The 24,673-nt window shown below is 44.6% G+C and carries 22 protein-coding genes, 1 pseudogene and 1 other annotated feature; of the genes and pseudogenes, 15 read left to right on the forward strand and 8 right to left on the reverse strand.

Annotated elements, in window-relative coordinates; translation table 11 throughout:
- Positions 1 to 80: 80 nt before the first annotated feature.
- From BJR36_RS10785 to BJR36_RS10805, 5 genes are all read left to right on the forward strand, one after another.
- Positions 81 to 983 carry a ribokinase gene (locus BJR36_RS10785; RefSeq protein ID WP_091233974.1) on the forward strand — a complete coding sequence of 301 codons (903 nt, stop codon included), beginning with the start codon at positions 81 to 83 and terminating at the stop codon, positions 981 to 983.
- A gap of 156 nt (positions 984 to 1,139) precedes the next feature.
- A complete protein-coding gene (locus BJR36_RS10790; protein WP_091233977.1) occupies positions 1,140 to 1,835 on the forward strand; it encodes a DeoR/GlpR family DNA-binding transcription regulator in 696 nt (231 codons plus the stop codon).
- A gap of 133 nt (positions 1,836 to 1,968) precedes the next feature.
- The gene (locus BJR36_RS10795; RefSeq protein ID WP_091233980.1) at positions 1,969 to 2,508 is read left to right on the forward strand and encodes an NUDIX hydrolase; all 540 of its coding nucleotides are present in this window, start codon (positions 1,969 to 1,971) and stop codon (positions 2,506 to 2,508) included.
- Between the two features lie 138 nt (positions 2,509 to 2,646).
- On the forward strand, positions 2,647 to 3,186 hold the full coding sequence (locus tag BJR36_RS10800; RefSeq protein ID WP_091233983.1) for a glutathione peroxidase: 540 nt from the start codon (positions 2,647 to 2,649) through the stop codon (positions 3,184 to 3,186).
- A gap of 69 nt (positions 3,187 to 3,255) precedes the next feature.
- Entirely contained in the window at positions 3,256 to 3,693 is a 438-nt protein-coding gene (locus BJR36_RS10805; protein ID WP_091234030.1) for a MarR family winged helix-turn-helix transcriptional regulator, read from the forward strand.
- Between the two features lie 127 nt (positions 3,694 to 3,820).
- Here BJR36_RS10805 and BJR36_RS10810 read toward each other — a convergent pair whose 3' ends face one another.
- The gene (locus BJR36_RS10810; protein WP_091233985.1) at positions 3,821 to 5,218 is read right to left on the reverse strand and encodes an alkaline phosphatase; all 1,398 of its coding nucleotides are present in this window, start codon (positions 5,216 to 5,218) and stop codon (positions 3,821 to 3,823) included.
- A 233-nt stretch (positions 5,219 to 5,451) separates the two neighbouring features.
- Between BJR36_RS10810 and BJR36_RS21145 the strand changes: the two are divergent.
- Positions 5,452 to 5,598: pseudogene (locus BJR36_RS21145) on the forward strand (group II intron reverse transcriptase/maturase); the annotation flags it as partial.
- Positions 5,599 to 5,681: 83 nt separating this feature from the next.
- On the opposite strand, the gene BJR36_RS10820 reads toward BJR36_RS21145, so the two are convergent.
- The 6 genes from BJR36_RS10820 to BJR36_RS10845 form a co-directional block, all read right to left on the reverse strand.
- On the reverse strand, positions 5,682 to 7,085 hold the full coding sequence (locus BJR36_RS10820; protein ID WP_091233988.1) for an amidophosphoribosyltransferase: 1,404 nt from the start codon (positions 7,083 to 7,085) through the stop codon (positions 5,682 to 5,684).
- Positions 7,086 to 7,338: 253 nt separating this feature from the next.
- The gene (locus BJR36_RS10825; protein ID WP_091233991.1) at positions 7,339 to 8,352 is read right to left on the reverse strand and encodes a DUF5050 domain-containing protein; all 1,014 of its coding nucleotides are present in this window, start codon (positions 8,350 to 8,352) and stop codon (positions 7,339 to 7,341) included.
- 213 nt (positions 8,353 to 8,565) lie between these two features.
- Entirely contained in the window at positions 8,566 to 9,708 is a 1,143-nt protein-coding gene (dgoD, locus tag BJR36_RS10830) for a galactonate dehydratase (RefSeq protein ID WP_091233992.1), read from the reverse strand.
- Between the two features lie 39 nt (positions 9,709 to 9,747).
- A complete protein-coding gene (locus BJR36_RS10835) occupies positions 9,748 to 10,674 on the reverse strand; it encodes an alpha/beta hydrolase (protein WP_091233995.1) in 927 nt (308 codons plus the stop codon).
- A 135-nt stretch (positions 10,675 to 10,809) separates the two neighbouring features.
- Positions 10,810 to 12,114, reverse strand: coding sequence for an SLC13 family permease (locus BJR36_RS10840; RefSeq protein ID WP_091233997.1), 1,305 nt, complete (start codon positions 12,112 to 12,114; stop codon positions 10,810 to 10,812).
- A gap of 217 nt (positions 12,115 to 12,331) precedes the next feature.
- Complete coding sequence (locus BJR36_RS10845) at positions 12,332 to 13,237, reverse strand: LysR family transcriptional regulator (RefSeq protein WP_091233999.1); 906 nt, start codon at positions 13,235 to 13,237, stop codon at positions 12,332 to 12,334.
- Positions 13,238 to 13,433: 196 nt separating this feature from the next.
- Between BJR36_RS10845 and BJR36_RS10850 the strand changes: the two genes are divergently transcribed.
- The 9 genes from BJR36_RS10850 (at position 13,434) to BJR36_RS10890 (ending at position 22,225) form a co-directional block, all read left to right on the forward strand.
- Positions 13,434 to 13,991: a phenolic acid decarboxylase gene (locus BJR36_RS10850; RefSeq protein ID WP_091234002.1), complete on the forward strand. Its 558-nt coding sequence runs from the start codon at positions 13,434 to 13,436 to the stop codon at positions 13,989 to 13,991.
- 8 nt (positions 13,992 to 13,999) lie between these two features.
- Positions 14,000 to 14,350: a DUF3237 domain-containing protein gene (locus tag BJR36_RS10855; protein ID WP_330387897.1), complete on the forward strand. Its 351-nt coding sequence runs from the start codon at positions 14,000 to 14,002 to the stop codon at positions 14,348 to 14,350.
- Positions 14,351 to 14,581: 231 nt separating this feature from the next.
- On the forward strand, positions 14,582 to 15,940 hold the full coding sequence (gene mgtE / locus BJR36_RS10860) for a magnesium transporter (protein WP_169823665.1): 1,359 nt from the start codon (positions 14,582 to 14,584) through the stop codon (positions 15,938 to 15,940).
- Positions 15,941 to 16,284: 344 nt separating this feature from the next.
- Complete coding sequence (locus BJR36_RS10865; protein WP_091234007.1) at positions 16,285 to 16,503, forward strand: hypothetical protein; 219 nt, start codon at positions 16,285 to 16,287, stop codon at positions 16,501 to 16,503.
- A 95-nt stretch (positions 16,504 to 16,598) separates the two neighbouring features.
- Positions 16,599 to 16,891: a binding site (T-box leader), on the forward strand.
- A 223-nt stretch (positions 16,892 to 17,114) separates the two neighbouring features.
- A complete protein-coding gene (gene ilvB, locus BJR36_RS10870; protein WP_091234009.1) occupies positions 17,115 to 18,839 on the forward strand; it encodes a biosynthetic-type acetolactate synthase large subunit in 1,725 nt (574 codons plus the stop codon).
- A 27-nt stretch (positions 18,840 to 18,866) separates the two neighbouring features.
- Complete coding sequence (gene ilvN / locus BJR36_RS10875; protein ID WP_091234012.1) at positions 18,867 to 19,370, forward strand: acetolactate synthase small subunit; 504 nt, start codon at positions 18,867 to 18,869, stop codon at positions 19,368 to 19,370.
- 114 nt (positions 19,371 to 19,484) lie between these two features.
- A complete protein-coding gene (locus BJR36_RS10880; RefSeq protein ID WP_091234016.1) occupies positions 19,485 to 21,152 on the forward strand; it encodes a restriction endonuclease in 1,668 nt (555 codons plus the stop codon).
- 348 nt (positions 21,153 to 21,500) lie between these two features.
- Positions 21,501 to 22,013: an archease gene (locus BJR36_RS10885; RefSeq protein ID WP_242875533.1), complete on the forward strand. Its 513-nt coding sequence runs from the start codon at positions 21,501 to 21,503 to the stop codon at positions 22,011 to 22,013.
- Between the two features lie 14 nt (positions 22,014 to 22,027).
- Positions 22,028 to 22,225, forward strand: coding sequence for a hypothetical protein (locus BJR36_RS10890; RefSeq protein ID WP_169823666.1), 198 nt, complete (start codon positions 22,028 to 22,030; stop codon positions 22,223 to 22,225).
- Positions 22,226 to 22,671: 446 nt separating this feature from the next.
- Here BJR36_RS10890 and BJR36_RS10895 read toward each other — a convergent pair whose 3' ends face one another.
- Positions 22,672 to 24,114 (reverse strand): RtcB family protein, encoded by a 1,443-nt coding sequence (locus tag BJR36_RS10895; protein ID WP_091234023.1) that lies wholly within the window; start codon positions 24,112 to 24,114, stop codon positions 22,672 to 22,674.
- Positions 24,115 to 24,673 lie beyond the last annotated feature (559 nt).

Below are 24,673 nucleotides of genomic sequence, written 5' to 3' on the forward strand. Positions count from 1 at the left end.
TAGGAAAAGCGATAGGAAAAGCAATGGGAAAGCAATAGGAAAAGCAATAAGAAAAGCAATAAGAAAAGCAGGTGCATGATATGGCGGATGGATATATTTCAGTAGTAGGAAGTTTGAATTATGATATATTGATGAAGCAGGAAAGGCTTCCGATGCAGGGTGAGACCTATACCGCCGACAGCGTTTCGTACGAAGGCGGCGGAAAGGGAGCAAACCAGGCTGTGCAGTGTGCAAAGCTTGGTGTGCCCACCTATATGATCGGAAAAGTAGGGTCTGACAATTTTGGAGATATACTTCTGGAAAAGCTTGATGGATACGGCGTGCACACGGATTATGTCGGAAGAAGCAGCCTGAATACAGGGCTTGGGATCGTTCACGTATTAAATGACGGGGCAGTCTACGCATCAATTATAACGGGTGCCAATTTTGACATGACCCAGGAAGATATCAGGCAGATGGAAGATATCATTTTCAACAGCAGGATCATCATTCTGCAGATGGAGATTCCCGTTGGTATCGTGGAAATGATCATTAAAAAAGCCCGGGAACATGGGGTATATGTGATATTGAATGCCGCCCCGGCAAAGGAAATCAGTAAGGAAGCCCTTCAGAGGGTGGATTGCCTTGTGGTGAATGAAACAGAAGCATCTTTCTATGCAGGTGAAGAAATAAAGGATGCCGAGACAGCCAGACAGCATGCGCATAAGCTGACAGAGCTCACGAATGGGACAGTCATCATAACACTTGGAAAAAATGGAAGCATCCTCTGCGATGGAAACAGCTGCACGTTTATACCATCCGTAAAAGTGGATGCCATCGAGACGACAGGTGCAGGCGACTCCTACATCGGTGCATTTGCATACGGAAAATATAATGGGAAGAGCGATGAAGAAGCCTGCAGATTCGCAGCAAGAATTGCAGCCGTGACAGTAACGAAAATCGGAGCGCAAGGGGCAATGCCATATCTGGAAGAAATAGAGTAGCGAAAGCCTTTGTTCCCCTTTGTAACTTGAATTTATCTGTAAAAATCAGTATAATGATAGGAAATAGGATGGTTGTTCAGTTATCCGGTGCTGAAAAGTGCATTATACTGAACGGTTAAGCAATGGGGTATACAAAAAGGAATAGAGGTGAAAAAAATGGTTCCTGATTTGCGAAAGCAGGAAATACTTAAATATATGACCGGAAAAGACGTGGTCTACATGCAGGATCTGGCTGATGAGCTGGACATTTCGCTGTCAACTATAAGGAGAGATCTTCAGGCTCTTCAAGAGGAAGGCGAAGTGGTCCTGATGCGCGGCGGCGCGGCAAGGATCATGCAGAGAGATTTTGACGAACCTGTTGTCAGAAAAAAACTGATCAACAGCGAGGCAAAAGAGATCATTGCCAAAAAGGCAGCTGCCCTGGTGGAAGACGGAGACTGCATTTATGTGGATTCCGGAACAACGACGGTAGCGATGCTGAAATATTTAGCAGGGAAGCAGATAACAATTGTAAGCAGCAGCACACAATTGATGGAATACATGCCTATAAAAGGCGCAAAGTGCATATTGTTAGGCGGGGAAGTAAGGGATGACCTGGAATCTGTTTTTGGTTCCCTGACAGAGAAGATGATATCAAATCTGTATTTCGATAAGGCGTTTATCGGCGCGAATGGATACATCGAAGATGGCGCAATCTATACATACGATCCCCGGGAAGCGAGAAAAAAAGAAATCGTCAAAGAATATTCCAGGACGGCATATGTCATGATGGATACATCTAAAAAGAACAAGCATGCGTTTGCAAAAGTTTTTGAACTGAATGAGTGTATTTTAATTACAGAAGCGGATTAGCCTGACTCCCCCTGCCATGAGGCAGGGGGAGTTTGTTGGTAGCTTTTAGTGGTACCTTTTAGTGGTACCTGACACCATAAACATTATTTAATGGTGTCAGGTACCATGAGCCCGGAAATGGAGGTTATAGCATATGGAATATTGGGATTTATATGATGCGGACAGATGCCAGCTGAACAAGGTCCATGTCAGGGGAAATGCGATAGAAGAACAGCAGTATCACATCGTAGTCGGCGCATGGATCATAAACAGTAAAGGACAGATCCTCCTGACGCTCAGACACCACAGCAAACAAAATTATCCGAACCTGTGGGAAAATACAGGAGGATCCGTGCTTGCCGGCGAGAGCAGTATTCAGGGAATTATCAGAGAGCTGAGTGAAGAAGTCGGGATTGCCGCCGCTGAATCAGAGCTGAGCCTTCTGGGAACAATAAGGGGAAGCCACAATTTTGTGGATGAATATCTCCTGAAAAAAGATATCGAAATATCAGAACTCAGACTGCAGGAAGAGGAAGTTATGGATGCCAGATGGGTGGAGCTGGACGAGCTTATAAGGATGATGAAAAACGGTGAAGTTGCACTTCCGATACAGGAGCGGTTTTGGCCGTTTTATGAAAAGATAAGCCGGGAGCTGTGTGTTGGTACCGCATTGGTACCTCGCGTTGGTACCTGACACCATAAACAAAATTTAATGGTGTCAGGTACCATAAAAATACCATAAACTGTTGACAAGCCAGAACAGAAGTGATAAGATTTCCGTATAAAGATTGAGCACAATTAAATTTTATAAAACCAATAAAGGAGAATGTATATGGGAATTTATGATTACAAAGTAAAAAATGTGAGTGGTGAAGAGGTCAGTTTAAGCAGCTATGCAGGAAAAGTCGTACTGATCATCAATTCGGCTACAAGATGCGGTTTTACGCCTCAATATGCAGAGCTGGAGAAGATCTATGAGAAATATGCGGACCAGGGCCTGGAGATACTGGATTTTCCATGCAATCAATTTGCAAACCAGGCGCCTGAAAGCAATGAAGAGATTGCAAGTTTCTGTAACGTGCAGTTTGGAATCAGATTTCCGATATTCTCAAAGATAGATGTAAATGGCGAGAATGCGGAACCGCTGTTCACATACCTGAAGAGTCAGCAGAAATTCAAAGGTTTTGACAAAAAGCATCCGCTTTCATCTGTTTTGATCGGGATGTTGGGGAAAATAAACAAGGCCAATGAAGATGATATAAAATGGAATTTCACAAAATTCCTGGTCGATCGCCAGGGGAATGTCGTGAGCAGATTTGAACCGACAGATGATATGGAATTAGTTGAGGAAAAGATCAAGGAGCTGCTGTAAGCGGACACTTTTTCCACTCTGATTAATGACAAACTGAATTATATGGATGAAGAACTGAGGGAACCGACCATGACTGATAAATATGATATGCTGAAATTAGAAAGCCAGTTGTGCTTTCCGCTCTATGCCTGTTCGAAGGAAATCGTCAAGAAGTACAAGCCATTTCTTGATGAGATAGACCTGACCTATACACAATACATAGCCATGCTTGCCCTGTGGGAATACCGCCAGATGACGGTGAAGGAATTAGGCGAAAAACTATTCCTTGATTCAGGAACCTTGACGCCAGTGTTAAAGAAATTAGAGTCAAAAGGCTATATCACGAGAGAGCGTTCCAAAGAAGATGAACGCTCTCTGGTGATTACCCTGACGGATGCAGGTGAGGAGCTGAAGGAGAAGGCTGTAGAGATTCCGGCAAAAATCGCTGGCTGTGTTCCGCTTGATCAGGAGCAGGCCAGGCAGCTCTATTCCATTCTGTACCAGATGCTTGGGTACCTGACACCATGAGGCTTCACTTTGGTACCTGACACCATAAACAAAATTTAATGGTGTCAGGTACCAAAATACAAAATAATATCATAACAGACAGAAAAGGGCACCCTGCCTCTGAGGGTGCCCTTTTCTGTCTGTATTTCTAATCCGTCAGCTGCCTGATTGCAGCGGAGAGTTCCGTATTATCAAGGTAAGCTCCCCTTACAGGATCCACTTCATCTGCCAATTTCTTGAAAAGTTCAGCGCCTTTTCCCTTTGCATAAAATGGAATAAGGGCGTTCGTGTGGTCGCCGCTGTTCCATGCCATCTGCGGCATCGTGCCGGTTCCAAGGTTTACCACTGAATCATTCACGCCTGCGGTTCCGGTTAGATAACCGGTTTCATGGTCGCCTGTAACGATAAGCAGGGTCTCGCTCCAGCTGCTGTTTTCTTCTACCCAGTCACATACCGCTTCCACAGCCTGATTGAAATCTGCCTGCTCTTCAATCAGCCTTCCGCTCTGGTTTGCATGACTGGCCCAGTCGACGGCTCCCCCTTCGATCATCAGGAAAAATCCTTCTTCGTTATGATCAAGAACATTCAGCGCCCCTTTTGCCATAATATCTAAAGAAGGAACGTTATCGTTGAAAGCCACTTCATAAGCATCAGCCTTCTGATCGCCGCCCCTTGCCTGCTGAAGCGTTGTATATACCTGTGGAACTCCAATCAGCCTGTCAGGCGTTTCTCCGGTCTGGAGTGCTTCGAACTCAGCTTTTGTCTGAATAAGGGTCCATGGATCCGATTCTCCGTCCCCGTCAGCATCAGCCGCTTCTAATGTGCCGTTCACCAGCTGATTCCAGGTATCTGCGCCCCCCACATACTTATAGCTTCCAGTCGTTTTCACATTTCCATTGTCATCAAAAAGAGGATTTCCTGCACCCATGATAACGTCGGTCGCACTGTCCCGGATCATCTCGTTTGCAATGTCGCTGTAGTTGTTTCTGCTGGCATTATGCGCAACAAAGCTTGCCGGCGTAGCATGGCTGAATTCAACGGAGGAGATGACGCCGGTTGACTTGCCCTGTGCCTCGAATTCTTCCGTCATATGTGACAGATCAAGCTCTTCGTCATCCACTCCGATAGCAGCGTCATAAGTCTTGGTACCCGTAGACATGGCTGTTCCGGCTGCAGCGGAGTCGGTCGACTTCTGCATCGGATAATAGAAATCGCTCCATGCCTTAAGCGGATCATAAGCTCCATCATCTGCCGCAGTGCCCTGATTTTCCAGCGAATAGGTACTCATTCCTAAAATGGTCGGAAATTTTTCGTAGATCTGGCTGCCGCTTCTGCCGTAGGTATAGTAATCCGCTGCCGCTACCTGGTTATATCCCATCCCATCTGAAATCATAACAATCACATTTTTTGCTGTCTTTCCATTTCCGGTAAGTGAATCTGCATCCTTCGCAGCGACAGCTGGAACCCCTGGAATCCCCGATGTTAGAACTACTGCAGCACAAAGCATCACCGATGTCATCATTTTGCCGATTTTCTTCAATTGCATCAATTCTTCCTCCTCTTAGCTCTCGGGCAAAATTTCTTCTTTGCCTCTGATATCATACTCCCTGTGACATCTATGAGCTTATCATCGTTAAGTTAAAAACAGATTAATGGAGAAAAAAATGGATGTAAAATTTTCGCATGCCTGAAATTTGGTACCTGCCACGAAAATTGGTACCTGACACCATAAACAAAATTTAATGGTGTCAGGTACCAAAAATCAGGTACCAAAAATCGGCATTCATGACTGTTAACAGTCGAAAAGGTTATTAGTTTGTTACACATACAATGGCGGTCAACATAGCTTTAACGAAAGAAAGACTGATACACAGTGGCTTTTATGATTTAGCCAATGCATATCAGTCTGTGCACGTCAACTATTGAAAGCGCCATGTACCGAACGGTATGCACGGTGCTGTGAGATGACGGGAGTTAGTCACTCCCTGCTACTCGATTATAAAACCCCCTTATTCCTTCCCACTCCAGCAGTAGGTACAGAGCTTGCACGGGCTGATTCCCACAGCCTTGATCATGTCGTCAAGCCTGTTGTATCGTAAGGAGGTGAAATTAAGTTCTTTTTTGATTTCTTCGATCATGTTGTTATATCTTTCGGAATCAGGATCCGCATATTCCATCAGATGCTTTTCTGCATCGTCCCCTTCGAGCTTCTGGATCACTCTTCTGGTGATGAGATCCATCTCGGAAGTGGAACGGGAAAAGTTCAGATACTTGCAGCCGAAAAGGAGCGGAGGGCAGGCTGGGCGGATGTGGACTTCCTTTGCACCGCTCTGGTACAGGAATTCCGTGGTTTCGCGAAGCTGTGTTCCACGCACGATGGAGTCGTCGATTAAAAGGAGGCTTTTGTCCTGGATCAGATCATGCACAGGGATTAGCTTCATCTTGGCGATGAGGTTTCTCTTGCTCTGGATGGTCGGCATAAAGGAACGCGGCCAGGTAGGTGTGTATTTGATAAATGGCCTGGAAAACGGAATGCAGGATGCATTGGAATATCCGATTGCGTGGGCAGTTCCTGAATCAGGGACGCCGGCTACGATATCCGGCTTTACATTGTCGCGTTTTGCCATCATGGCTCCACAGTTATATCTCATTTTCTCGACGCTGATGCCTTCGTAGGATGAGGACGGATAGCCATAGTATACCCAGAGGAAGGTGCAGATCTTCATTTCGGTGCCCGGGCTTTTCAATGTAGTGACAGCTTCAGGGGTCATAACCACGATTTCTCCAGGTCCAAGTTCTTTGTAGTCCGTATATCCCAGGTTCAGGTACGCAAAGCTTTCGAATGCGGCACAGTGCGCATCCTCTTTTTTTCCGATCGCGATGGGCGTCCTTCCCATCTTGTCCCTTGCAGCAAAAATGCCTTTCGGGGTCATCAGAAGTATGGAGATGGATCCGTCAATTACTTCCTGGGCATACTGTATGCCTTCAACGATATTGTCCTTGCGGTTGATGATTGCCGCCACAAGTTCCGTCGCATTGATTTCACCGCCGCTCATTTCCAGGAAATGGGTGTTTCCTTCGCTGAAAATGGTTTTTACCAGAGTCTCGATATTGTTTATCTTGCCAACAGTGGTGATAGAATAGGTTCCGTGATGGGAACGAACAATCAGAGGCTGTGGTTCATAATCGGAAATACATCCGATACCGAAATTGCCTTCCATCTCATTTACTTCTTTTTCAAATTTCGTACGGAAAGGAGAATTCTCGATATTATGAATTGCCCTGTCGAAACCCTTGGGGCCATAAACGGCCATACCGCCGCGTCTTGTTCCTAAATGTGAATGATAGTCTGTTCCAAAAAAAAGATCGAACATACAGTCCGTCTTGGATGCTACAGCAAAAAAACCGCCCATTCTATTACCTCCAGTTATAAGTGTGATTAATAAATAAATATAAGAATGGCATAAAAGCCATCTCTATATATGATGATACCATAGATGCGTTTTCGGTACAATCACTTGATTTAAAATATTATAGACAAATTCCTTTGCCTTCTTGTAAGTGCTTTAGAGGGGCATTTGTTATTAGCCTTGCTTATTAATTGGTGTGAGGGGATTTATAGAAATTTAATGGTACCTGGTACCAATTTAATGGTACCAGGTACCATCACCAGTTCAGAAATACCAGAATCCCCTCCGCCTTAAAATTCTCCGTTCCCGATCCATCCTGTTTCATTCTGTTCAGCCAAAAGGCCCCTGTATCCCTATCCATGGATATATAGTAGATCCAGTCCTCCCCGGCTGTCAGAAAGAAGCTGTCATCGTCGGTCAGCTTTTCTTTCCCGCTTCCGTCGGTCTTTACCCTGTAGATCTGGTTGTCGGCGTCAGGGTCCGGCTCGGTGATATAGTAGATCCAGCCGTCTTTTTCCTTCAGCAGGTAAATGCTGTCCAGCTCCAGTTTTTCTACATCTGATCCGTCTAAATCCGCTCTTTTGATCCAGTTCCCGGATTCATATTCATCCCAGAAACAGATGGCTTCTTCCGAAACATCCAGCAGGATTCCGTTTTCATCGAGGAGCTGGCCATTTTCGCTTCCGTCCGTTTTCATCTTATACAGTTTCGGGGCCTCAAGTCCGCCGGTGTAGTAGATCCAGCCGTCCTGAACATAAAAGGCCATGACCGATTCAGCCAGGCTCTCCTCAGCGCTGCCATCTGTCTTTACCCTGTGCAGGGCCCGCTCGTCATCCGCACTCAGATAATAGAACCAGTCCCCATTCAGCTGGAATCCCTTTCCGGACATGGAGTACAGGACAGCGTCATCGGTCAGCTGTGTTCTCCCGGAGCCGTCTGTTTTTACCTTGTATATGGAATCCGTATCGTCAGGCGTGACCGTGCTGTAATAGATCCAGTCGCCTTCTACTGTCAAAAACAGCCCGAGATCCTTTGAAACCAGTATGCTTTCGCTGTTGTCCAGCCGAGTCTTGTAAAGGCCGGAAACCGCTTCCGCGCTGCTCCTGTCCATTTTGAAATGGTATACCCATTCCCCCTGGACGGCTGCTGCACCAAGGTTGACCGTCGCATCCGGGTTCGACCCGCCATTGTCCTCAGCCTTGCCGCAATTTACCAGGGCAGCGGCCAGTATGATTGCCAGTGCCATCAAAAAGATTTTATTCCTTTTCAAAATAAATCCCCCTTTCTGTATGACTTGCCAATTGGTTTCATTTAATTTTACATCAATCTATGGGGTCATACAATCTGTTCAGGTACCTGCCCCCAAGAAAAGACACAGGCCGCATTGGCCTGTGTCTTTTCTGTCATCGAGTCAAAGCGGATATTCGCAATTCGCTTACTCTATTTGCTCATGATTTTATATTCCAAAACCCATCAATCCACCCTACACATCATAGACCGAACCATCATATGCAATTTGTGCAGAAATGCTTCTCTGTTTCGCAGGAAACTTCTCACAAATGTCATCTACAAGCTCGATTCCGATACCGGGTGCATCCGGAATGATGATATAGCCGTCTTTCTCTACAAGCGGAGTTTTCGTCATATTTGCTTCGTTGCCCTGATGGTAGAAGGACGGGAATTCCTGAATCGTAAAATTGGGAATTGCTGCATCAAGCTGCAGACAGGCTGCTGTAGATACCGGACCTAGCGGGTTGTGGGGTATGATCGTTACGTAATTTGCCTCTGCGATTGCCGCCACCTTTTTGCTCGGCGTAAGTCCGCCTAATGCACAGACATCCGGTCTCACATAGCGTGCAGCCTTTCGCTGAAGCAGAAGCTCGAATTCCTGGATGTTGATAAAACGTTCGCCGGTAGCTATGGGAATGGTTGTTTTGCTGGCAACCTCCGCCATCGCCTCCATATTGTCAGGGGGAATCGGATCCTCTAAAAACAGCGGCCGGTATGCCTCTACCCCTTTTGCAAAGGCAATTGCCTCGCATGGATTCATGCTTCTGTGACATTCTAAAATCAGATCAAAATCATTTCCGACAGCCTCACGGCAGGCCCTGACCTTCTGCACATAGGATTCTATTTTGTGGTTAAAGATATCCATTGCCTTGTCAATCGAAGGCTTTGAAATATCCCCAGTTATCATAAGTCTGGCTGCGCTAAATCCGCTTTCCTTTAATTCCACGCATCGCCTGGCCATTTTTTCCGGCGTAAATTCAAATACCGCTTCATAGCTTCGGACTTTATCACGGCACTTGCCGCCTAAAAGCTCATAGACCGGAACATTCAGTGCCTTGCCTTTGATATCCCACAGCGCGATGTCAATGGCTGCAATGGCACTCATAATAACGGAGCCTCTGAAATACATGCTTCTGTACATATAATTCCAATGATGCTCGATCTGAAAGGGATTCTTCCCGATGAGATAATCTTCCAGTTTCTTCAGAGCTCCTATTGTTGCGTCGATAAATCCCCATGCTCCGACCTCACCAATTCCGACAATACCTTCGTCTGTCATGATTTTAATAAATAAATATTTGCTGGCTGGGACTAATTCTAATTTCGTTATTTTCATGCTGTTTATGCTCTCCTGATTCTATATTCTCAAACTATGTTATTTCAGATATCGGAAAAAGAAATCCGTTACAATGTCCTGTACCACAGGCTGGAAAAATTCATCACTTCCGTGGTTTCCATTCTTTACGATATAATACTCTGTCTGATGTTCAAAGCCTGCATCTACAAGCTTTTCATAAAACTCCCCGCTGACCGCCATGGGAACATGGCGGTCTTTATCTCCGTGCATGATCAGCATTGGGCAGACCTGGTCATTGATCAGGTATGGCGGGCTTGCCTCTTTCGAACGCTCTGTCATTGTTGAAACATCGCCTCCGATAAAGGCTCCCGGATGCGTGTCTTCCACTGATTTCCATCTGTAATCGGGTATTGTCGCGACCCGGATCTTTTCCGCTTCAAGTAATTTAGGCACATCGACCGGTCCGAACCAATCGCAGACCGCCTGTACCCGGGAGGAATATTCGCCCCATTCCGCTGTATCATAGCTGGAACAGTTCATTCCTGCCAGTGCTGCCAGATGTCCTCCGGATGAGCGCCCCATGACTCCGATTTTTTCTGCATCCAGGTTATATTTTTTTGCATTTGCGCGGATAAAACGGACAGCCGTCTTCACATCGATTATCTGCGCCGGAAACACTGCTTCATGACTGCCCCTGCAATAGATGGAGGCGACTGCAAAGCCTGCATTAGCTAAAAAGAGCATTTCCGGGACCATCAGATTCTTATCGCTGCCCCGGTAGCCGCCGCCGGGCACCCAGATAATGACCGGCTTTTTTTCTCCGCCTTCCGATCCATCCGGCTTCAAACCATTTGCAAGACGGGATTCTACATTGCCGTGCTGCATCATGAGGGATAAGTGAAGCTCTTTATCAGCGCCGTTCTTGTCCTTGACGATGGAATAGGGAATGTTATCCAGAAGGGTGACACTTTTCCGTGCTCTGTCTGGTTCTATGATTCTTTTCATTTTTAAACAACCTCCTGCTGCTGTTCCTATAAAAGACTTTATTATATTTGAAGGGAGCTTGATTTTAGAAACTGACAAGTTCTAAAATGGCTCCCTGCATCTGTTTGTTTGCTTAGGTTTTTGATTGAATGACTGTTAGAATAATGGCATCACCGTCATTACCCAGAAAATTGAAACGATACTGAACAGGATTGCCGGTATCATGGACTGTTTTAGTATGGATTTTATATCATATCCGCCAGTTGCCATGATCAGTGGAACGGCAGGCGTACCCATCGGTGTCATGAAAGCAGTCAAACATGCAGCCTGTACCAATATGATAAGTCCGATTGGATTGGCTCCTAAGCTCTTGCAGGCCTGGATTGTAATAGGGATGAAAATCAGCATAACTGCGCGGTTCTGCATCACCTGTGTCAATAGGAATGGCACGATAAAGAAAACAGTTCCTATTAAATAGGGATTTCCGATACTGGTTGCCATATTTGCAAGAAAATCTCCGACCACGGCACCTGCACCTGATGCGGCCAGTGCGCTGCCCATTGCCATGGAACCGACAAATAGCAGGTACATTGGAATGTTCATTGCTCCGCATGCTTCACGTCCGGATAATACTCCGCACAGCACCATTAACAGTGCGCCGATAAAACAAATAAGCCAGGTTGGCGCGATAATGGATCTTGGGATATTCTGCTGGAAGATTAAACCCAAAGTAGTCAGAATGAAAATGATATATCCGGCTTTCTCACTGAAAGGATTAAGCGCCGGTCTTTCTTCAAGCTTTCTGCCGCCGGCAGCAGCTCCGGCATTATTCACAACAAGATCGGGTGCTACTTTTACAGCAAAGAAAATACAATAAACTGCACAAACGATTAATACCGGTAAACGGGCTTTCATAGGATCTGTAAGAGATACAACAAACTGCGTATAGTCATTTGCCTGCAGATAGCCGTTCAATTCGGCAGCTACCGTAGCACCGCTTCCGAGCGGAAGTGTAGAACAGGTAGCGACTGCAGAAATACCCAGTGGAAACATGACTTTAGAAGGACTGATATTCATATCTTTACAAGTCTCAATTAACATAGGGGACATAATACCAAAAACAATTAACGGACTTTGAATAAACTGGCTTAAAATAATGGAAATAATCACGTAGCCAAACATAACCTTTGTAATAGATCCGTTTGCAATCTTATTTACACTGCGAGAAATCATTTTGATGAACTGAGTTCTCTGAAGTCCGGCAGCAACTACAAACATAGACATAATCATAATACCATTCGAGTTACCAAAGTTTAATAAAGCTTCGTTCGGGTCTAAACATCCAGTAAGCACAAAAGCTGCCAAACTGATCATGGCAGTTGTTGCCATACTGATTTTTCCCCATACATAACTGATTACTGTCAAAAGACAAATAATCAGGCAAATTACAAGTACATTCATCTCGCAAACTCCTCTTTAAATTATTCATTTTAATAACAAGTACTTTGTTACCAAATGTGGAATTAATATAAACAGTTACCTTAAGCACGTTAATCACATTTGTGAAATGGACTGTTTATTTATGAAGTGCGCACTTCTTTATGTACCGATTATAGTATGCGGAACAGATGAATGTAAATCGCAATAAATTCATCATTTATCAACATTCAGGTTGATATTACAGATGGTTCTTAAAAATCGAATTCAGAACATTGATTTCATGGGAAAACATATTGTTTTTACAGGATAGGAGAGACAGCTGGTGGGTGAATCTGGTTTCTCCAAAGGACAGCATGGTGATATCCTGTTCGTGGTTATTCTGCTTTACCAATATATCCGAGGTAAACGTCACTCCCATCTGGTTCGCCACACATAAAAGAGCTGTTTTGGTCGTCTTCACTAAAACGCTTACATCAGGCTTGATATCATAGTTTTCAAAGATCAGGTCAGAATATTTCCTGAAAATCTGACCCTCTGAAAACATGATGGATTTCAATTCATGCCATTCATTCAGATCGATCCATGGATATTTGAATTTGTCCTTCCTGATTGCGCCCTCTGTGAGGGGGCTGTCAGTGGGGACTGCCAGGACAATTTCCCCTTCCGACAGAATGTCGCAGTGAAATTGTTCAATTGGATGGTCAATTGTTGCAATTATAATATCCAGTTCATTGTTTTGGAGCATCTTAAGCAGATCATTCGAGCTGCCTTCTTCCAGCATGATCTGTACGTTCGGGAACTGTTCCTGAAATTCTGTGATAACATGGGTGATTACGGTATGAGCCAGCGACATCTGGAAGCCGATCCGCATCCTTCCCATGTACATGCTGGAAATCCGGCTCATCTCGATATCCATCTGCATTTTCAGCTCCATCATTTCTTCCAGCATCTGCACATACCTTTCGCCGGCATAGGTCAGAACAAACTTTTTGCCCATGCGGTTAAAAAGCTTCACATTTAATTCAGCTTCCTTTGTCTGTACGAATTTGCTTAATGCGGAAGGGGTTATATACAGATTGTTGGCCGCCTTTGTAATTCCGCCGTATTTGGCTACTTCCAGAATATAATCCACAGTTTTATTCATATGATGTTACCTCTCTTTTTTTTCTGAATCTCCAGTTTGCTTCTTTGTTTCAATATAACATCGAATCCTTTTCGTGGCAATCATGTAAATGATGACATGTTTGTATTGCAATGTTATTATCGTGGTGAATTTCCGAAAAACATGAAAAAATAAAAACCACAGTCTGTTATAGTAGCAGGCAGGAAGCGGAGGAACTATGGAAAAGAAGAAAATATTTAAAGATTTGGAAGATTTTTTGGGAACCCATTTTATCTACACTTATGATAATGGCTGGGAATATGAATGGTACGCAAAAAATGACCATACAGTAGATTATCGTATCCATGGGGGAATGGTGGCTGGGAGATGGGTTACGGACCAGGAGGCCGACATGGTGAAGCTGACCGACGGTGTATTTAAAATTACCTGGACAGAGCCAACCGGTACTGATGTTGCCTTGGATTTCATGCCGAATGAAAAGAAGCTTCATGGTACGATCTTTTTCCCGAAATGGGTTCATGAGCATCCTGAAATAACGGTTACCCATCAAAATGAACACCTCGATTTAATGCTTGAATCCAGGGAGAAATATGAGACCTATCCGAAATATGTGGTGCCTGAATTTGCCACAATCACGTATATTGGGAATGCGGGAATCAATAATGACGATGTTATAAGTGAAGCACCATATCCGGGAATCATCGAGGATATAAAATCCGGCAGGTATTTTGATGAAAATTACAAAAGGATGATGCTGTCGGAAGGCGGCAGCTGATTCCGATTCTGTCTGGGAAAGTAACCGGAAAAGACCTTTCTGGAACAGTTTTGCCGGGAGGAATCGACAGCCAGATTATCCGCCCTGACGGGAAGTGTGAACTTTCTGCAAGATATGCAATCAGGCTGGATGACGGCGCTGCAATCTATATTGAAAATAATGGAATCCGCACGGTACCAAAGGAGTTTGTGGAGGATGTAAGACAAGGACGTTTTGTGGATCCGAATGTCTATTATTTCAGGACGGTTCCGGTATTTGAAACTTATCATGAGAACTATAAATGGATGATGGACAGTATTTTCGTGTGCAGCGCCACCCGGCTGCCGGATGCGGTGTTGATTAAATTTTATAAGGTATGAGTCGGGAAAGAAACCCGACGCCGTGGGGGAAAAGGTACCTGCCCCCGTGAACAGCATAAATGAAAAATTGACACAATTCCCTGCCAGTCATATAATTGTACATACAATATAGGTTATGAAATTTCAAATCCCCTGCACTATAAGACAGGAAGCGGATGCGCCGTTTGTATGATTTCATACAGGACAATGCGCGGAGCATGTCAGAAACCCTATAAGGAGGCGAACATGGTTATGGACTTGATGGAATATGAACGGCTGCTTGCGGAAAATAAGTTCGAAAAAGTAAAGGAAATGATCAATAACGAGACTGAGGAAAGCAGGCTGCAGCTGGTGAAAAGCCTGTCAGATGAAAACAGGATTTATCTCTTCCGTCTTATGTCGAAGGAAAATGCCCTCGAAACATTTGAAAACCTGGAGCCTTATGAACAGAGGGAGCTGATCGGCCTGCTGGGAAGCCAGAATGAAGAGGCACTGCAGCTGCTGAACGAGATGGAGCCGGACGACAGGGTAAGGCTGTTTGACGAGCTGCCGGCTTCTGTCGTCATACGGCTGCTGGAGAACCTTCCTTCTGATGTACAGCAGGAAACCCATCTGCTTATGGGCTTCCCTGATCATACCATAGGAAGGATTATGACAACAAAATTCGCTTCCTTTTACCAGGATGAAACTGCCGGACGGACACTGGACGCCCTTCAGCTTCACTCGGATGATTATGAGACAATCAATACCATTTATATAATCAGCAGGCAGAGGAAACTAAAGGGAGTACTTTCCCTGAAGGAGCTGGTAATCGCCCGGCCTGAGGATGTCCTTTCAAAAATCATGAATAGAGAGATGATCTATGTGGATACCCAGACAGACCAGGAAGAGGCGGCAAAGCTGCTCCATGAGAAAGGATTTTCAGCCCTGCCGGTTGTGGATTTCGAGAAAAGGCTGGTAGGGATTCTTACCCGTGATGACGCATATACAGTCCTGCAGGAGGAGATTACGGAGGATGTTTTCCTTGCAGCAGGTATTGTAGATGACAGGTCCATGGAAAATGACAAATCCATAAGGCTGATCAGGAATTCAGTCGTTTCGATTATGAAAGTGAGAATCCCATTTCTGCTGATTACACTGCTGGGAGGGATGCTGGCAGGGGGCGTAATCGGCTCTTTTGAGAATGCGGTTCAGACAGTGGCATCTGCAGCGGTTTTCATCCCGATTATTATGGCAATGGGTGGAAATGTGGCAACCCAGTCAACAACAATCTTTGCAAGAGGCCTGGCCCTGGGCCATATTAATATCAGCAGATTCGCGAGGCATCTGAAAAAGGAAATCATGGTCGGGCTTTCCATCGGCAGCATTATAGGATTCATAACCTTCCTTGTCGCGGGCATCTGGAAGTGGAACCCGCTGCTGGGGGCAGCAGTCGGAGGATCCATATTCTGCTCGGTGGTTTTTGCCGCACTGCTGGGATTCCTCGTACCATATATCCTTTATAAGTTTAAGCTTGACGGTGCGGCAGGCGCGAACCCGATTATAACGACAATCAATGACATCACCTCCCTGATTATCTATTTTACGTTCATCCGGATTTTACTGCTATGAAATGAATTGGTACCTGAATTGGTACCAGGTACCGTGAACAAATGGTGAACAAATAATGAATAAAAAATGAATAAAAAGGCGTGGCAGATATCTTGTCAAAGGGTACCGGTCATGCCTTTTTTTTCTTTAAATTCTACATTCTGCTATTATTTCTTTTCCGATTGCCGGAAAGATGCAGCATTTATTTTGATACATGAATGCGATTCACCACAAGAAGTGCATTTGATTTGGAGACGGAACGATTCAGGACTACATCCTTCATAGTCACAGATGATGCACACAAATTGCAAAATCGACAATTTGGCGAGACAGGGTTCTGAACAGTTACTTGGAGACATGCAGATATGCTTCTGCATAAAAAGATAAAACGTCTTCGCCCCCACTTCAAATGCTCCACACAGATTATCAGGAACAGCTTCTTCTTTGAAAATCTCCTGAATGTAACGGATGATCGGCTTCGTCAGATCAATATCTTCAGGAGAATTCCGTATGAAGAAGTTTTGCAGATGTCTGAAAATGAGGGCTACAGAGGATTTGAATGGATGAGCTTGCAATTTTTGTGAATCTCGTGCAACTATTGAGGGTGTATGTCGAAATAATTACAATTCAGCAATTGACACAGCAAAGAAATCATGATAAAGTTATGTAAATCTAACAAGCAAATGCAGTGACGAGGAGGAGTACATACTCACCGGGATTTCAGAGAGAAGATGGTTGGTGCGAATCTTTATTTTCGAAGTATGGAAGTAGCCTTTGAGCAGTGGACCGAACGGGATTGTCCCAAGTAGGCTTCAACGGAATTTTCCACCGTTACAGGGAAAGCGGTATCGATAGCAATATCCGTGCTGATTGAGTTTCATGAATCAGTAAGATATGGTGTCTGTACTGAACGAGAGCAGAGAGAAGTCTCTGAATTTAGGTGGTAACACGGATGGATCATTCGCCCTAAGCTAATTAATATTAGCTTGGGGCTTTTTTTAATTTATATGAAATTCTTCGAATTTTATATAAATTAAAAAGCTCCGCGAGGAGGCGAATGACACGCAAGAAGAATATGTCGCAGAAGCGACTGCTCATCAGCGCGAGAGTTTCGTAAGGATGCGAAATGTAAAGTCCACTTTGTTTTAGGATGCAGCTGGGTAAAAATCGATAGATATGAATGGAGGAAAAACCTATGAAAATGAATGGAGCACAATTATTCGTTAAGGCACTGAAGGAAGAGGGCGTGGATACGCTGTTTGCATATCCGGGCGGAACGGCAATCGACATGTTTGATGCGCTGTATGGGGTCGAGGGGATTGATGTGGTCCTGCCTCGTCATGAGCAGGCGCTGGTCCACGAGGCGGACGGATATGCCAGGTCAACGGGAAAGGTGGGCGTCTGCCTGGTTACTAGCGGCCCTGGGGCTACGAACCTGGTGACGGGCATCGCCACTGCCAATTATGACAGCGTGCCGCTGGTCTGCTTCACGGGCCAGGTACCGACCTATCTGATCGGCAATGACGCCTTCCAGGAGGTAGATATCGTTGGCATCGTAAGAAGCATCTGCAAATATGCCGTTACTGTCAGGGATAGAAAAGATCTGGGCCGGATCATCAAGGAAGCATTTTACATAGCCAGAACAGGAAAACCGGGACCGGTCCTTGTAGATATACCAAAAGACATCCAGCTGGAAATGGGCAGCGACGAATATCCGTCAACAGTAAGCATCAGAGGCTACAAGCCAAGTGAAGGCGTCCATGTGGGACAGGTCAGGCGTGCCATGGCCATGCTTGGAAAGGCAAAACATCCGGTGTTCCTGATCGGCGGCGGCGTCAACATTTCCCATGCCCAGAAGGAACTGCAGGAACTGGCAGAGCGGACAGGGGTTCCCGTAATCACCACCATCATGGGAAAAGGGGCAATCGCAACGAACCATCCGCTGTATATCGGAAATATCGGAATACATGGCAATTACGCCTCCAATAAGGCGATCAGCGAATGCGACGTGCTGTTTTCCATCGGAACAAGATTCAACGACAGAATCACCGGCAAGATCAGCGAGTTTGCAAAGAAGGCCAAGATCATCCATGTGGATATCGATTCGGCATCCATTTCCAGGAACATCGTCGTTGATATTCCAATCGTGGCGGATGCAAAAACCGCAATCCAGACAATGCTGGAGAATATCACAAAACCGGAAATCGGGGATTGGGTGAAGGAAATTCTGGAATGGAAGGCAGCCTATCCGATCCAGATGGAAAACTATAAGGGAATGACACCGGAAAAAATCATCCGCAAGATCAATGAACTGTTTCCAAGCTCCATCGTGGTTACCGACGTAGGCCAGAACCAGCTGTGGACGACGCAGTATCTGGAACTGGACCAGAACAGGCAGCTGCTGACTTCCGGAGGCCTCGGCACCATGGGATACGGTTTTCCCGCTGCAATCGGCGCGAAACTGGGAAATCCGGACAAGGACGTTATCTGCATTTCGGGAGATGGCGGGATGCAGATGAATATCCAGGAGATGGCCACGGCAGTCGCACTGGAGCTTCCGGTAATCATATGCGTACTGAACAACGGCTATCTGGGGAACGTCCGCCAGTGGCAGGAAATGTTTTTAGACGGCAGATATTCAAGCACCTGCCTGAAGTACCGCAGAAGATGCGGACGTGACTGCGCGGATCCGGACAAATGCTGTCCGCCCTATACGCCGGATTACGTGAAGCTGGCAGAGAGCTATGATGCGAAGGGAATCCGCGTGACGAAGCTGGAGGGAATCGAGGCGGCTTTTCAGGAAGCCAGAAGCAATCAGGCAGGACCGACCCTGATCGAATTTATAATCGAGCGGGAAGCAAACGTACTGCCAATCGTACCGGGCGGAAAAGCATTAAGCGACATGATCATGGATTGCTGATGGATTTTTATAGAGAGGAGAGATAGGATGAAAAAGAGATGGATTTGCTTATTTGTTGAGAATCAGATCGGGGTACTGACGAAAATCGCCGGACTGTTTTCCAGCAAGGCTTACAATATTGACAGCATTACAGTGGGGGAGACTGAGGACCAGACAATCTCCAGGATGACGATCGGGCTGACCAGCGACGACCAGACTTTCGAGCAGGTGAAAAAGCAGCTGAACCGCAGTGTTGAGGTAATCAAGGTCGTGGATTATACCGAAATCCCGACCCATATGAAAGAGATCCTGTTCGTGAAAATCAGCAGCTGCAACCGGGAAGATAAGGAGGAAATTTTCCGCATCGCAAATGTTTTTGGCTGCACAGTAACGGATTACGACAAAAATACCGTTCTGCTGGAGTGCACGCAGACGGAAGGAAAAAACAATGATATTATCCGCCTTCTGCAAAGCTGTTTTCCGAACCGCATCGAAGTGGTACGCGGCGGGAATGTGGCAATTGAAGCTGTCAGTAGGAAGGATAATTCCTAAGCGAATAGTTGTTAATACATTGTAGACTTTGAAATTTATAACATGCATACATATCCCCAAACCAAATATTGTGATATAATATACAATATTTGGTTAATCAGGGGGGTAAGATAAATGTCAGGGAGATATACTTATCAGGCAGAGGTCAGGCATGCAGGGCTTAATAAATACAGGGTCGTCAAAGCAGGATCAAGATATGAATTGGCTCAAAAAGTAGCATCCATTCAGACACAATGGGATGAACAATGGAGAAAGAAATGTGAGACGGAAAATAAGAAGACAGAGAAGGAACAAATATTAAGGAATCATGAAGTAGCGCAGAGCTATGCAGACAACAGGACAAGAGAAGCAGAAAAATTGCAGGAAAATCTAGATTCTATTTTAGTGAATTCACTATATCCGATTCCGCTGAATGTTGAAAAATATAAAGATTATTCAGATTACCCGGATTTCCCGCCGATCGAACCTGAAAGGCCAATTGTTGGTAGAGAACCATTGAGGACGGATAGCAAATATAATCTTAAAACACCTCTTCTGGTAAAGCTGTCAAAGAAGAAAAATGAGGAGTTTCAGGCTATGCTAGAAAATGCCTACCAGAGAGACATTGTTAAATGGGGGCAGGAAAAGAAGGAAAAAGACCTTCTGAATGAAAAGGTAATAGAAGAGTATAACAGTAAGTTGGAACAGTGGAAGAATGACAGGGATACTTTTCAGGAAGAGCAGTTAGCAAAGAACAATGATGTGGATAAATTTATGAAGGACTATATGGCTGGAGATGGTGAGGCAATCGTTAGATATTATACTTCTGTCATAGATGAGATACCTATGCTTCTTGAATATGACAGACAGGCTGAAGCAGAGTATACTCAAGAAAACAAAATGCTGATTATAGACATCTTACTTCCAATCATAGAGGATATTCCTAATTTGAAAAAAGTCACCTATGTCAAGAGTAGAGGTGAGTTTAAGGAAAGTTTTCAAACAGATGTATATATGAAAAAGAAGTATGACAGCATAATATATCAAATTGTACTTCAGACGCTAAACTATATTTTCAAATTAGATGGAGGATATGATTTTATAGACGTGATTGTCCTGAATGGAAAAATCAGTACGATTGACAAAACGACTGGAAAAAACATCGAACCTTATGTTTTAAGTATTAATGTATCAAAATCAGAATTTAATGAACTGAATTTAAGTGCTATTGATCCGAAAGCATGGTTTAAAAGTGCAAAAGGAATTTCAGCATCGACGCTGGCAGATATCACACCGGTCGCACCGGTGGTTGTTATGAGTCGAGATGATGATAGGTTTGTCGAAGGCTATGACGTCACAGGAAGATTAGATGAGTCAATTAATCTGGCTGCAATCAACTGGCAGGATTTCGAACATCTAATTAGGGAAATATTTGCCAAGGAGTTTAGTTCCAATGGTGGAGAGGTGAAGATAACACAAGCAAGCCGAGACGGCGGAGTGGATGCCATTGCTTTCGATCCAGATCCAATCAGAGGTGGAAAGATTGTGATTCAAGCAAAGAGATATACGAATGTAGTGGGGGTATCGGCGGTAAGAGATTTGTATGGAACGGTAATGAATGAGGGAGCGACAAAAGGGATTCTTGTAACCACTTCGAATTATGGAAATGATGCATATCAGTTTGCAAATGGAAAGCCTCTTACACTCATGAATGGTGCCAATCTCCTGTATCTGCTTGAAAAGCATGGACACAAAGCAAAGATTGATCTGAAAGAGGCAAAGCAATTATTGGTTAACTGTTAGTGGAATGCGGTGGATAAGGTACCTGATATGATGATAGCAAAAAAGACACAGACCGTTTTGGTCTGTGTCTTTTCATAATATCGCTAACCGTTAACTTTTAATACTTTTACATTCATACTGCACAGCGAAGCGGATAGAGAATCTTTTAAAAAAATGATAAGCATAAAGCTAAAAATATTCTAGCTAAAATAAATCCTGATTAAACCAGTATAGCTGTCATGCCCCATGCCTCGTTGTAATCGCTGTTTAAAGCGCCCCGTATCTATGATAAAATATAGATAGAAAATCAACTGGTTTTGGAACGGTAAATGCAGGGATGTCTCCAGTCAGGAGAGGAACGGGGTGGATATGCACAGATACGATTTTCTGAAACATAAGTGCGACATAAGATTGAAGGCAGAGGCCGACAGCCTGGAGGGCCTTTTTTACGCAGCCCTGGAAGGCATGAACAGCGTACTGGCGGCAGAGAACGGGAGCCTCCCCGAGGCAAGCATACATAGCCGCCCTGGGGCAAACGCCCAGATCCTTCCGGAAGCAAGTGTACATAACCTCCCCGGAGCAAGCGCCCAGACCCTCCCCACGGAAAACAGAGAGAAATTAAACCTGAATATAGACTCGGCAGACACGACGGCACTGCTCATCGATTTCCTTTCAGAAGTGCTTACAGAGTCGAATATTGAGTACCGGATCTTTGACAAGCTGGAACTGCAGGAGCTGAAGGAGAACCACCTGACTGCAGTGCTGTACGGAAAAAGCGTGGATAGATTCGATACCGATATCAAGGCCGTCACTTATCATGAAGCGGATGTAAAAATAAACAGAAAGGGATATTACGAAACAGTAATAGTGTTCGACATATGATTACAAAAAATGATATGGAAAAAATTTCACCTTTTGTCTGGAAGATTGATAAAAAATTCAGGCACGGAATGAACGTGCCGGCAATGATTTTTGCATCGGAAAAGATTATGGAAGATGTGCTCCGGGACAGGTCCATCGAGCAGCTTTTGAACGTGACCAGCCTGCCGGGCATACAGAAGGCTGCCATGGTGATGCCCGACGTACACATATGATTATATCAATATATGTGTAATTGTAATAACTAATTAATAAATATTATTACACAGTGAAAAATATAATAAAGGGTATAAAAGTACTGTAATTCAGTAACAGTGTTGTCTGTCGAATGTGTTAAAGCTTATGCTAGAGGGATGGAATAATATACGGGCTACTAATGCAAAAACTGAAAAAGTGTTTTGAACATTGAGCTAAAATAGGAATCAAAAGTACGACAGATCAAAACACAGCATATGGGAAAATACTACATTTTAAATTAAGTGAATTTTGTTTATAGTTTGTATTTTTGCGGATTGAAAAGAACGGAATGAAAAGGCATATTGTAGTTGTTGGAATTTAGAAACAAAATAGGGTTTGACAATATATATCAAAAAATGACTTTTCTGAGACATTAATTAAGGGAACTCGTAAGGAGTTCCCTTAATTAACAATATTTGAATTACTAGCCCTTTATAACCACAACGGGCTTCAGTTTTGCCACTTTTTTTGCGATACCTGTCCTGTCTATAACATCCACAACATCATCAACATCCTTATAAGCTTCCGGAGCCTCTTCTGCCAGTTCCTTAATCGAACCGATATATGGATAGATACCTCTGTCCCTGAGCTCCATCATTAGCTGCTTTCCGTCAATCATTCTGGTAGCCTCGCTTCTTGACAGTTGCCTTCCTGCACCATGGCATGTGGAACCAAAGGACATCAGCATGCCGGCTTCGGTCCCGGCAAGCACGTAAGAAGCGGTTCCCATGCTTCCGGGTATTATAACCGGCTGACCGACCACCCTATAGGCTTCTGGGATTTCTGGATGATGCGGTCCGAATGCCCTTGTAGCGCCCTTTCTGTGCACAATCACCTTCCTGGATTTTCCGTCTATTTCATGATCTTCGATTTTGGCGATATTATGGGCTACATCATAAAGAAGGGTGAGTCTGGCATCCCTGCCCAGGACACTTTCCCAGGCCTCCCTTATCTTATGGGTTATGATTTGCCTGTTTGCCCATGCAAAATTTGCAGCTGCAGCCATTGCGGCATAATAGCGCTGCCCTTCCGGTGAATCAAACGGAGCGTAGGCGAGCTCTCTGTCGGGGACGCTTATCCCGTATTTTTCCATGCTGGACATCATAATTTTCACGTAGTCGGTTGCCACCTGATGTCCCAGCCCTCTTGAACCGGTATGGATCAGGACTACTGCCTGTCCTTTGAAAAGGCCATAGGCATCCGCACATTCCGTGTCGTAAATTTCATCCACAACATCAATTTCTAGAAAGTGGTTTCCAGAACCGAGCGTTCCAAGCTGGTCAATCCCACGTTTTTTTGCTTTCTCGGAAACTGCATTTGGGTAAGCGTTCTCCAGGCATCCAGAAGATTCTGTCCGTTCCAAATCCCTTTCGTTTCCGTATCCGTTCTTTACCGCCCACTTTGAGCCATGCTGAAGCACATTATCGAGCTCTTTGACCGAAAGCCGGATATCTCCACCCTTCCCGACTCCGGAAGGAATGCTCTTATAGATTTCATGCCCCAGTTTCCCGATATATTGTTCTATCTGTGAAAAACGGCAGTCTGATTTCAGAAGTCTTACCCCGCAGTTTATGTCATATCCAATTCCGCCGGGCGATATGGCCCCACTGGGCCATGATGTAGCCGCAACTCCACCGATGGGAAATCCATAGCCTTCGTGCATATCTGGCATAGCCATTGCGGCTTTCTGTATGCCGGACAAACTGGTGACATTCACCAGTTGTTCTATTGACCGATCCTTCAAAACGCCATCAAGGATCTGTTCCGTTGCGAAAATGATTGCCGGCACATTCATGCCAGGTCTGTAGCTTTTATCAATCTGCCAGATAAAGGGTGCAACTTTTCTGATATCTGCTTTATCAATCATATATCAAACACTATTACGCTTCCGTAATATCCCTTTCTGTTTATTTTGATATTCGATTTATGGTATGAGACGACCTTTATGTCTACATCGAAGTCTGCCACTCGGACCCCATATAATATGGTCTCTAAGTGAGTTTTGCAGTGCTGACAATGTGCCATGGCTTTGTCTGCAGTATTGTTTAAAGGTTACAAAAAAGAGCACACTTTCGTGTACTATTCCTCGTTCTTTTCTTTAAAGTATTTTTTTGGTAGCAAAAATAGTTGAATACGGCCATCGTGTCCTTTTCTGGGCGATTAGGCTCGTAGTACAAGATCTTGGTAAGGTTCTTTGTTAAAATCCATCCTCTCGCTGTACTGGGACAATATCTCTGCCAATTTATTCGATCTTCTTGCATCGCTTTCCATCATTAACACTCTCTTTTAAAATATTATAGCATGCATTTTTTGATTATTCCACTTTATATTGGTTCTTCCTCACATCTTCGTACAAACCTAATCAGGCTCGTACATAAGTTTTGCAGCTAAAAGCTTTTGACTGCATCGACCATACATTGTGCGTT

Source organism: Anaerobium acetethylicum, assembly GCF_900096945.1.
GTDB classification, from domain to species: Bacteria; Bacillota; Clostridia; order Lachnospirales; family Lachnospiraceae; genus Anaerobium; species Anaerobium acetethylicum.

Excerpts from the sequence above, each read along its gene's own strand:
- BJR36_RS10785 (WP_091233974.1), top strand. The coding sequence starts at position 81 with ATGGCGGATGGATATATTTCAGTAGTAGGAAGTTTGAATTATGATATA.
- BJR36_RS10790 (WP_091233977.1), top strand. The coding sequence starts at position 1,140 with ATGGTTCCTGATTTGCGAAAGCAGGAAATACTTAAATATATGACCGGA.
- BJR36_RS10795 (WP_091233980.1), top strand. The coding sequence starts at position 1,969 with ATGGAATATTGGGATTTATATGATGCGGACAGATGCCAGCTGAACAAG.
- BJR36_RS10800 (WP_091233983.1), top strand. The coding sequence starts at position 2,647 with ATGGGAATTTATGATTACAAAGTAAAAAATGTGAGTGGTGAAGAGGTC.
- BJR36_RS10805 (WP_091234030.1), top strand. The coding sequence starts at position 3,256 with ATGACTGATAAATATGATATGCTGAAATTAGAAAGCCAGTTGTGCTTT.
- BJR36_RS10810 (WP_091233985.1), bottom strand. The coding sequence starts at position 5,218 with ATGCAATTGAAGAAAATCGGCAAAATGATGACATCGGTGATGCTTTGT.
- BJR36_RS10820 (WP_091233988.1), bottom strand. The coding sequence starts at position 7,085 with ATGGGCGGTTTTTTTGCTGTAGCATCCAAGACGGACTGTATGTTCGAT.
- dgoD (WP_091233992.1), bottom strand. The coding sequence starts at position 9,708 with ATGAAAATAACGAAATTAGAATTAGTCCCAGCCAGCAAATATTTATTT.
- BJR36_RS10835 (WP_091233995.1), bottom strand. The coding sequence starts at position 10,674 with ATGAAAAGAATCATAGAACCAGACAGAGCACGGAAAAGTGTCACCCTT.
- BJR36_RS10840 (WP_091233997.1), bottom strand. The coding sequence starts at position 12,114 with ATGAATGTACTTGTAATTTGCCTGATTATTTGTCTTTTGACAGTAATC.
- BJR36_RS10845 (WP_091233999.1), bottom strand. The coding sequence starts at position 13,237 with ATGAATAAAACTGTGGATTATATTCTGGAAGTAGCCAAATACGGCGGA.
- BJR36_RS10850 (WP_091234002.1), top strand. The coding sequence starts at position 13,434 with ATGGAAAAGAAGAAAATATTTAAAGATTTGGAAGATTTTTTGGGAACC.
- mgtE (WP_169823665.1), top strand. The coding sequence starts at position 14,582 with ATGGACTTGATGGAATATGAACGGCTGCTTGCGGAAAATAAGTTCGAA.
- BJR36_RS10865 (WP_091234007.1), top strand. The coding sequence starts at position 16,285 with ATGCTTCTGCATAAAAAGATAAAACGTCTTCGCCCCCACTTCAAATGC.
- ilvB (WP_091234009.1), top strand. The coding sequence starts at position 17,115 with ATGAAAATGAATGGAGCACAATTATTCGTTAAGGCACTGAAGGAAGAG.
- ilvN (WP_091234012.1), top strand. The coding sequence starts at position 18,867 with ATGAAAAAGAGATGGATTTGCTTATTTGTTGAGAATCAGATCGGGGTA.
- BJR36_RS10880 (WP_091234016.1), top strand. The coding sequence starts at position 19,485 with ATGTCAGGGAGATATACTTATCAGGCAGAGGTCAGGCATGCAGGGCTT.
- BJR36_RS10885 (WP_242875533.1), top strand. The coding sequence starts at position 21,501 with ATGCACAGATACGATTTTCTGAAACATAAGTGCGACATAAGATTGAAG.
- BJR36_RS10890 (WP_169823666.1), top strand. The coding sequence starts at position 22,028 with ATGGAAAAAATTTCACCTTTTGTCTGGAAGATTGATAAAAAATTCAGG.
- BJR36_RS10895 (WP_091234023.1), bottom strand. The coding sequence starts at position 24,114 with ATGATTGATAAAGCAGATATCAGAAAAGTTGCACCCTTTATCTGGCAG.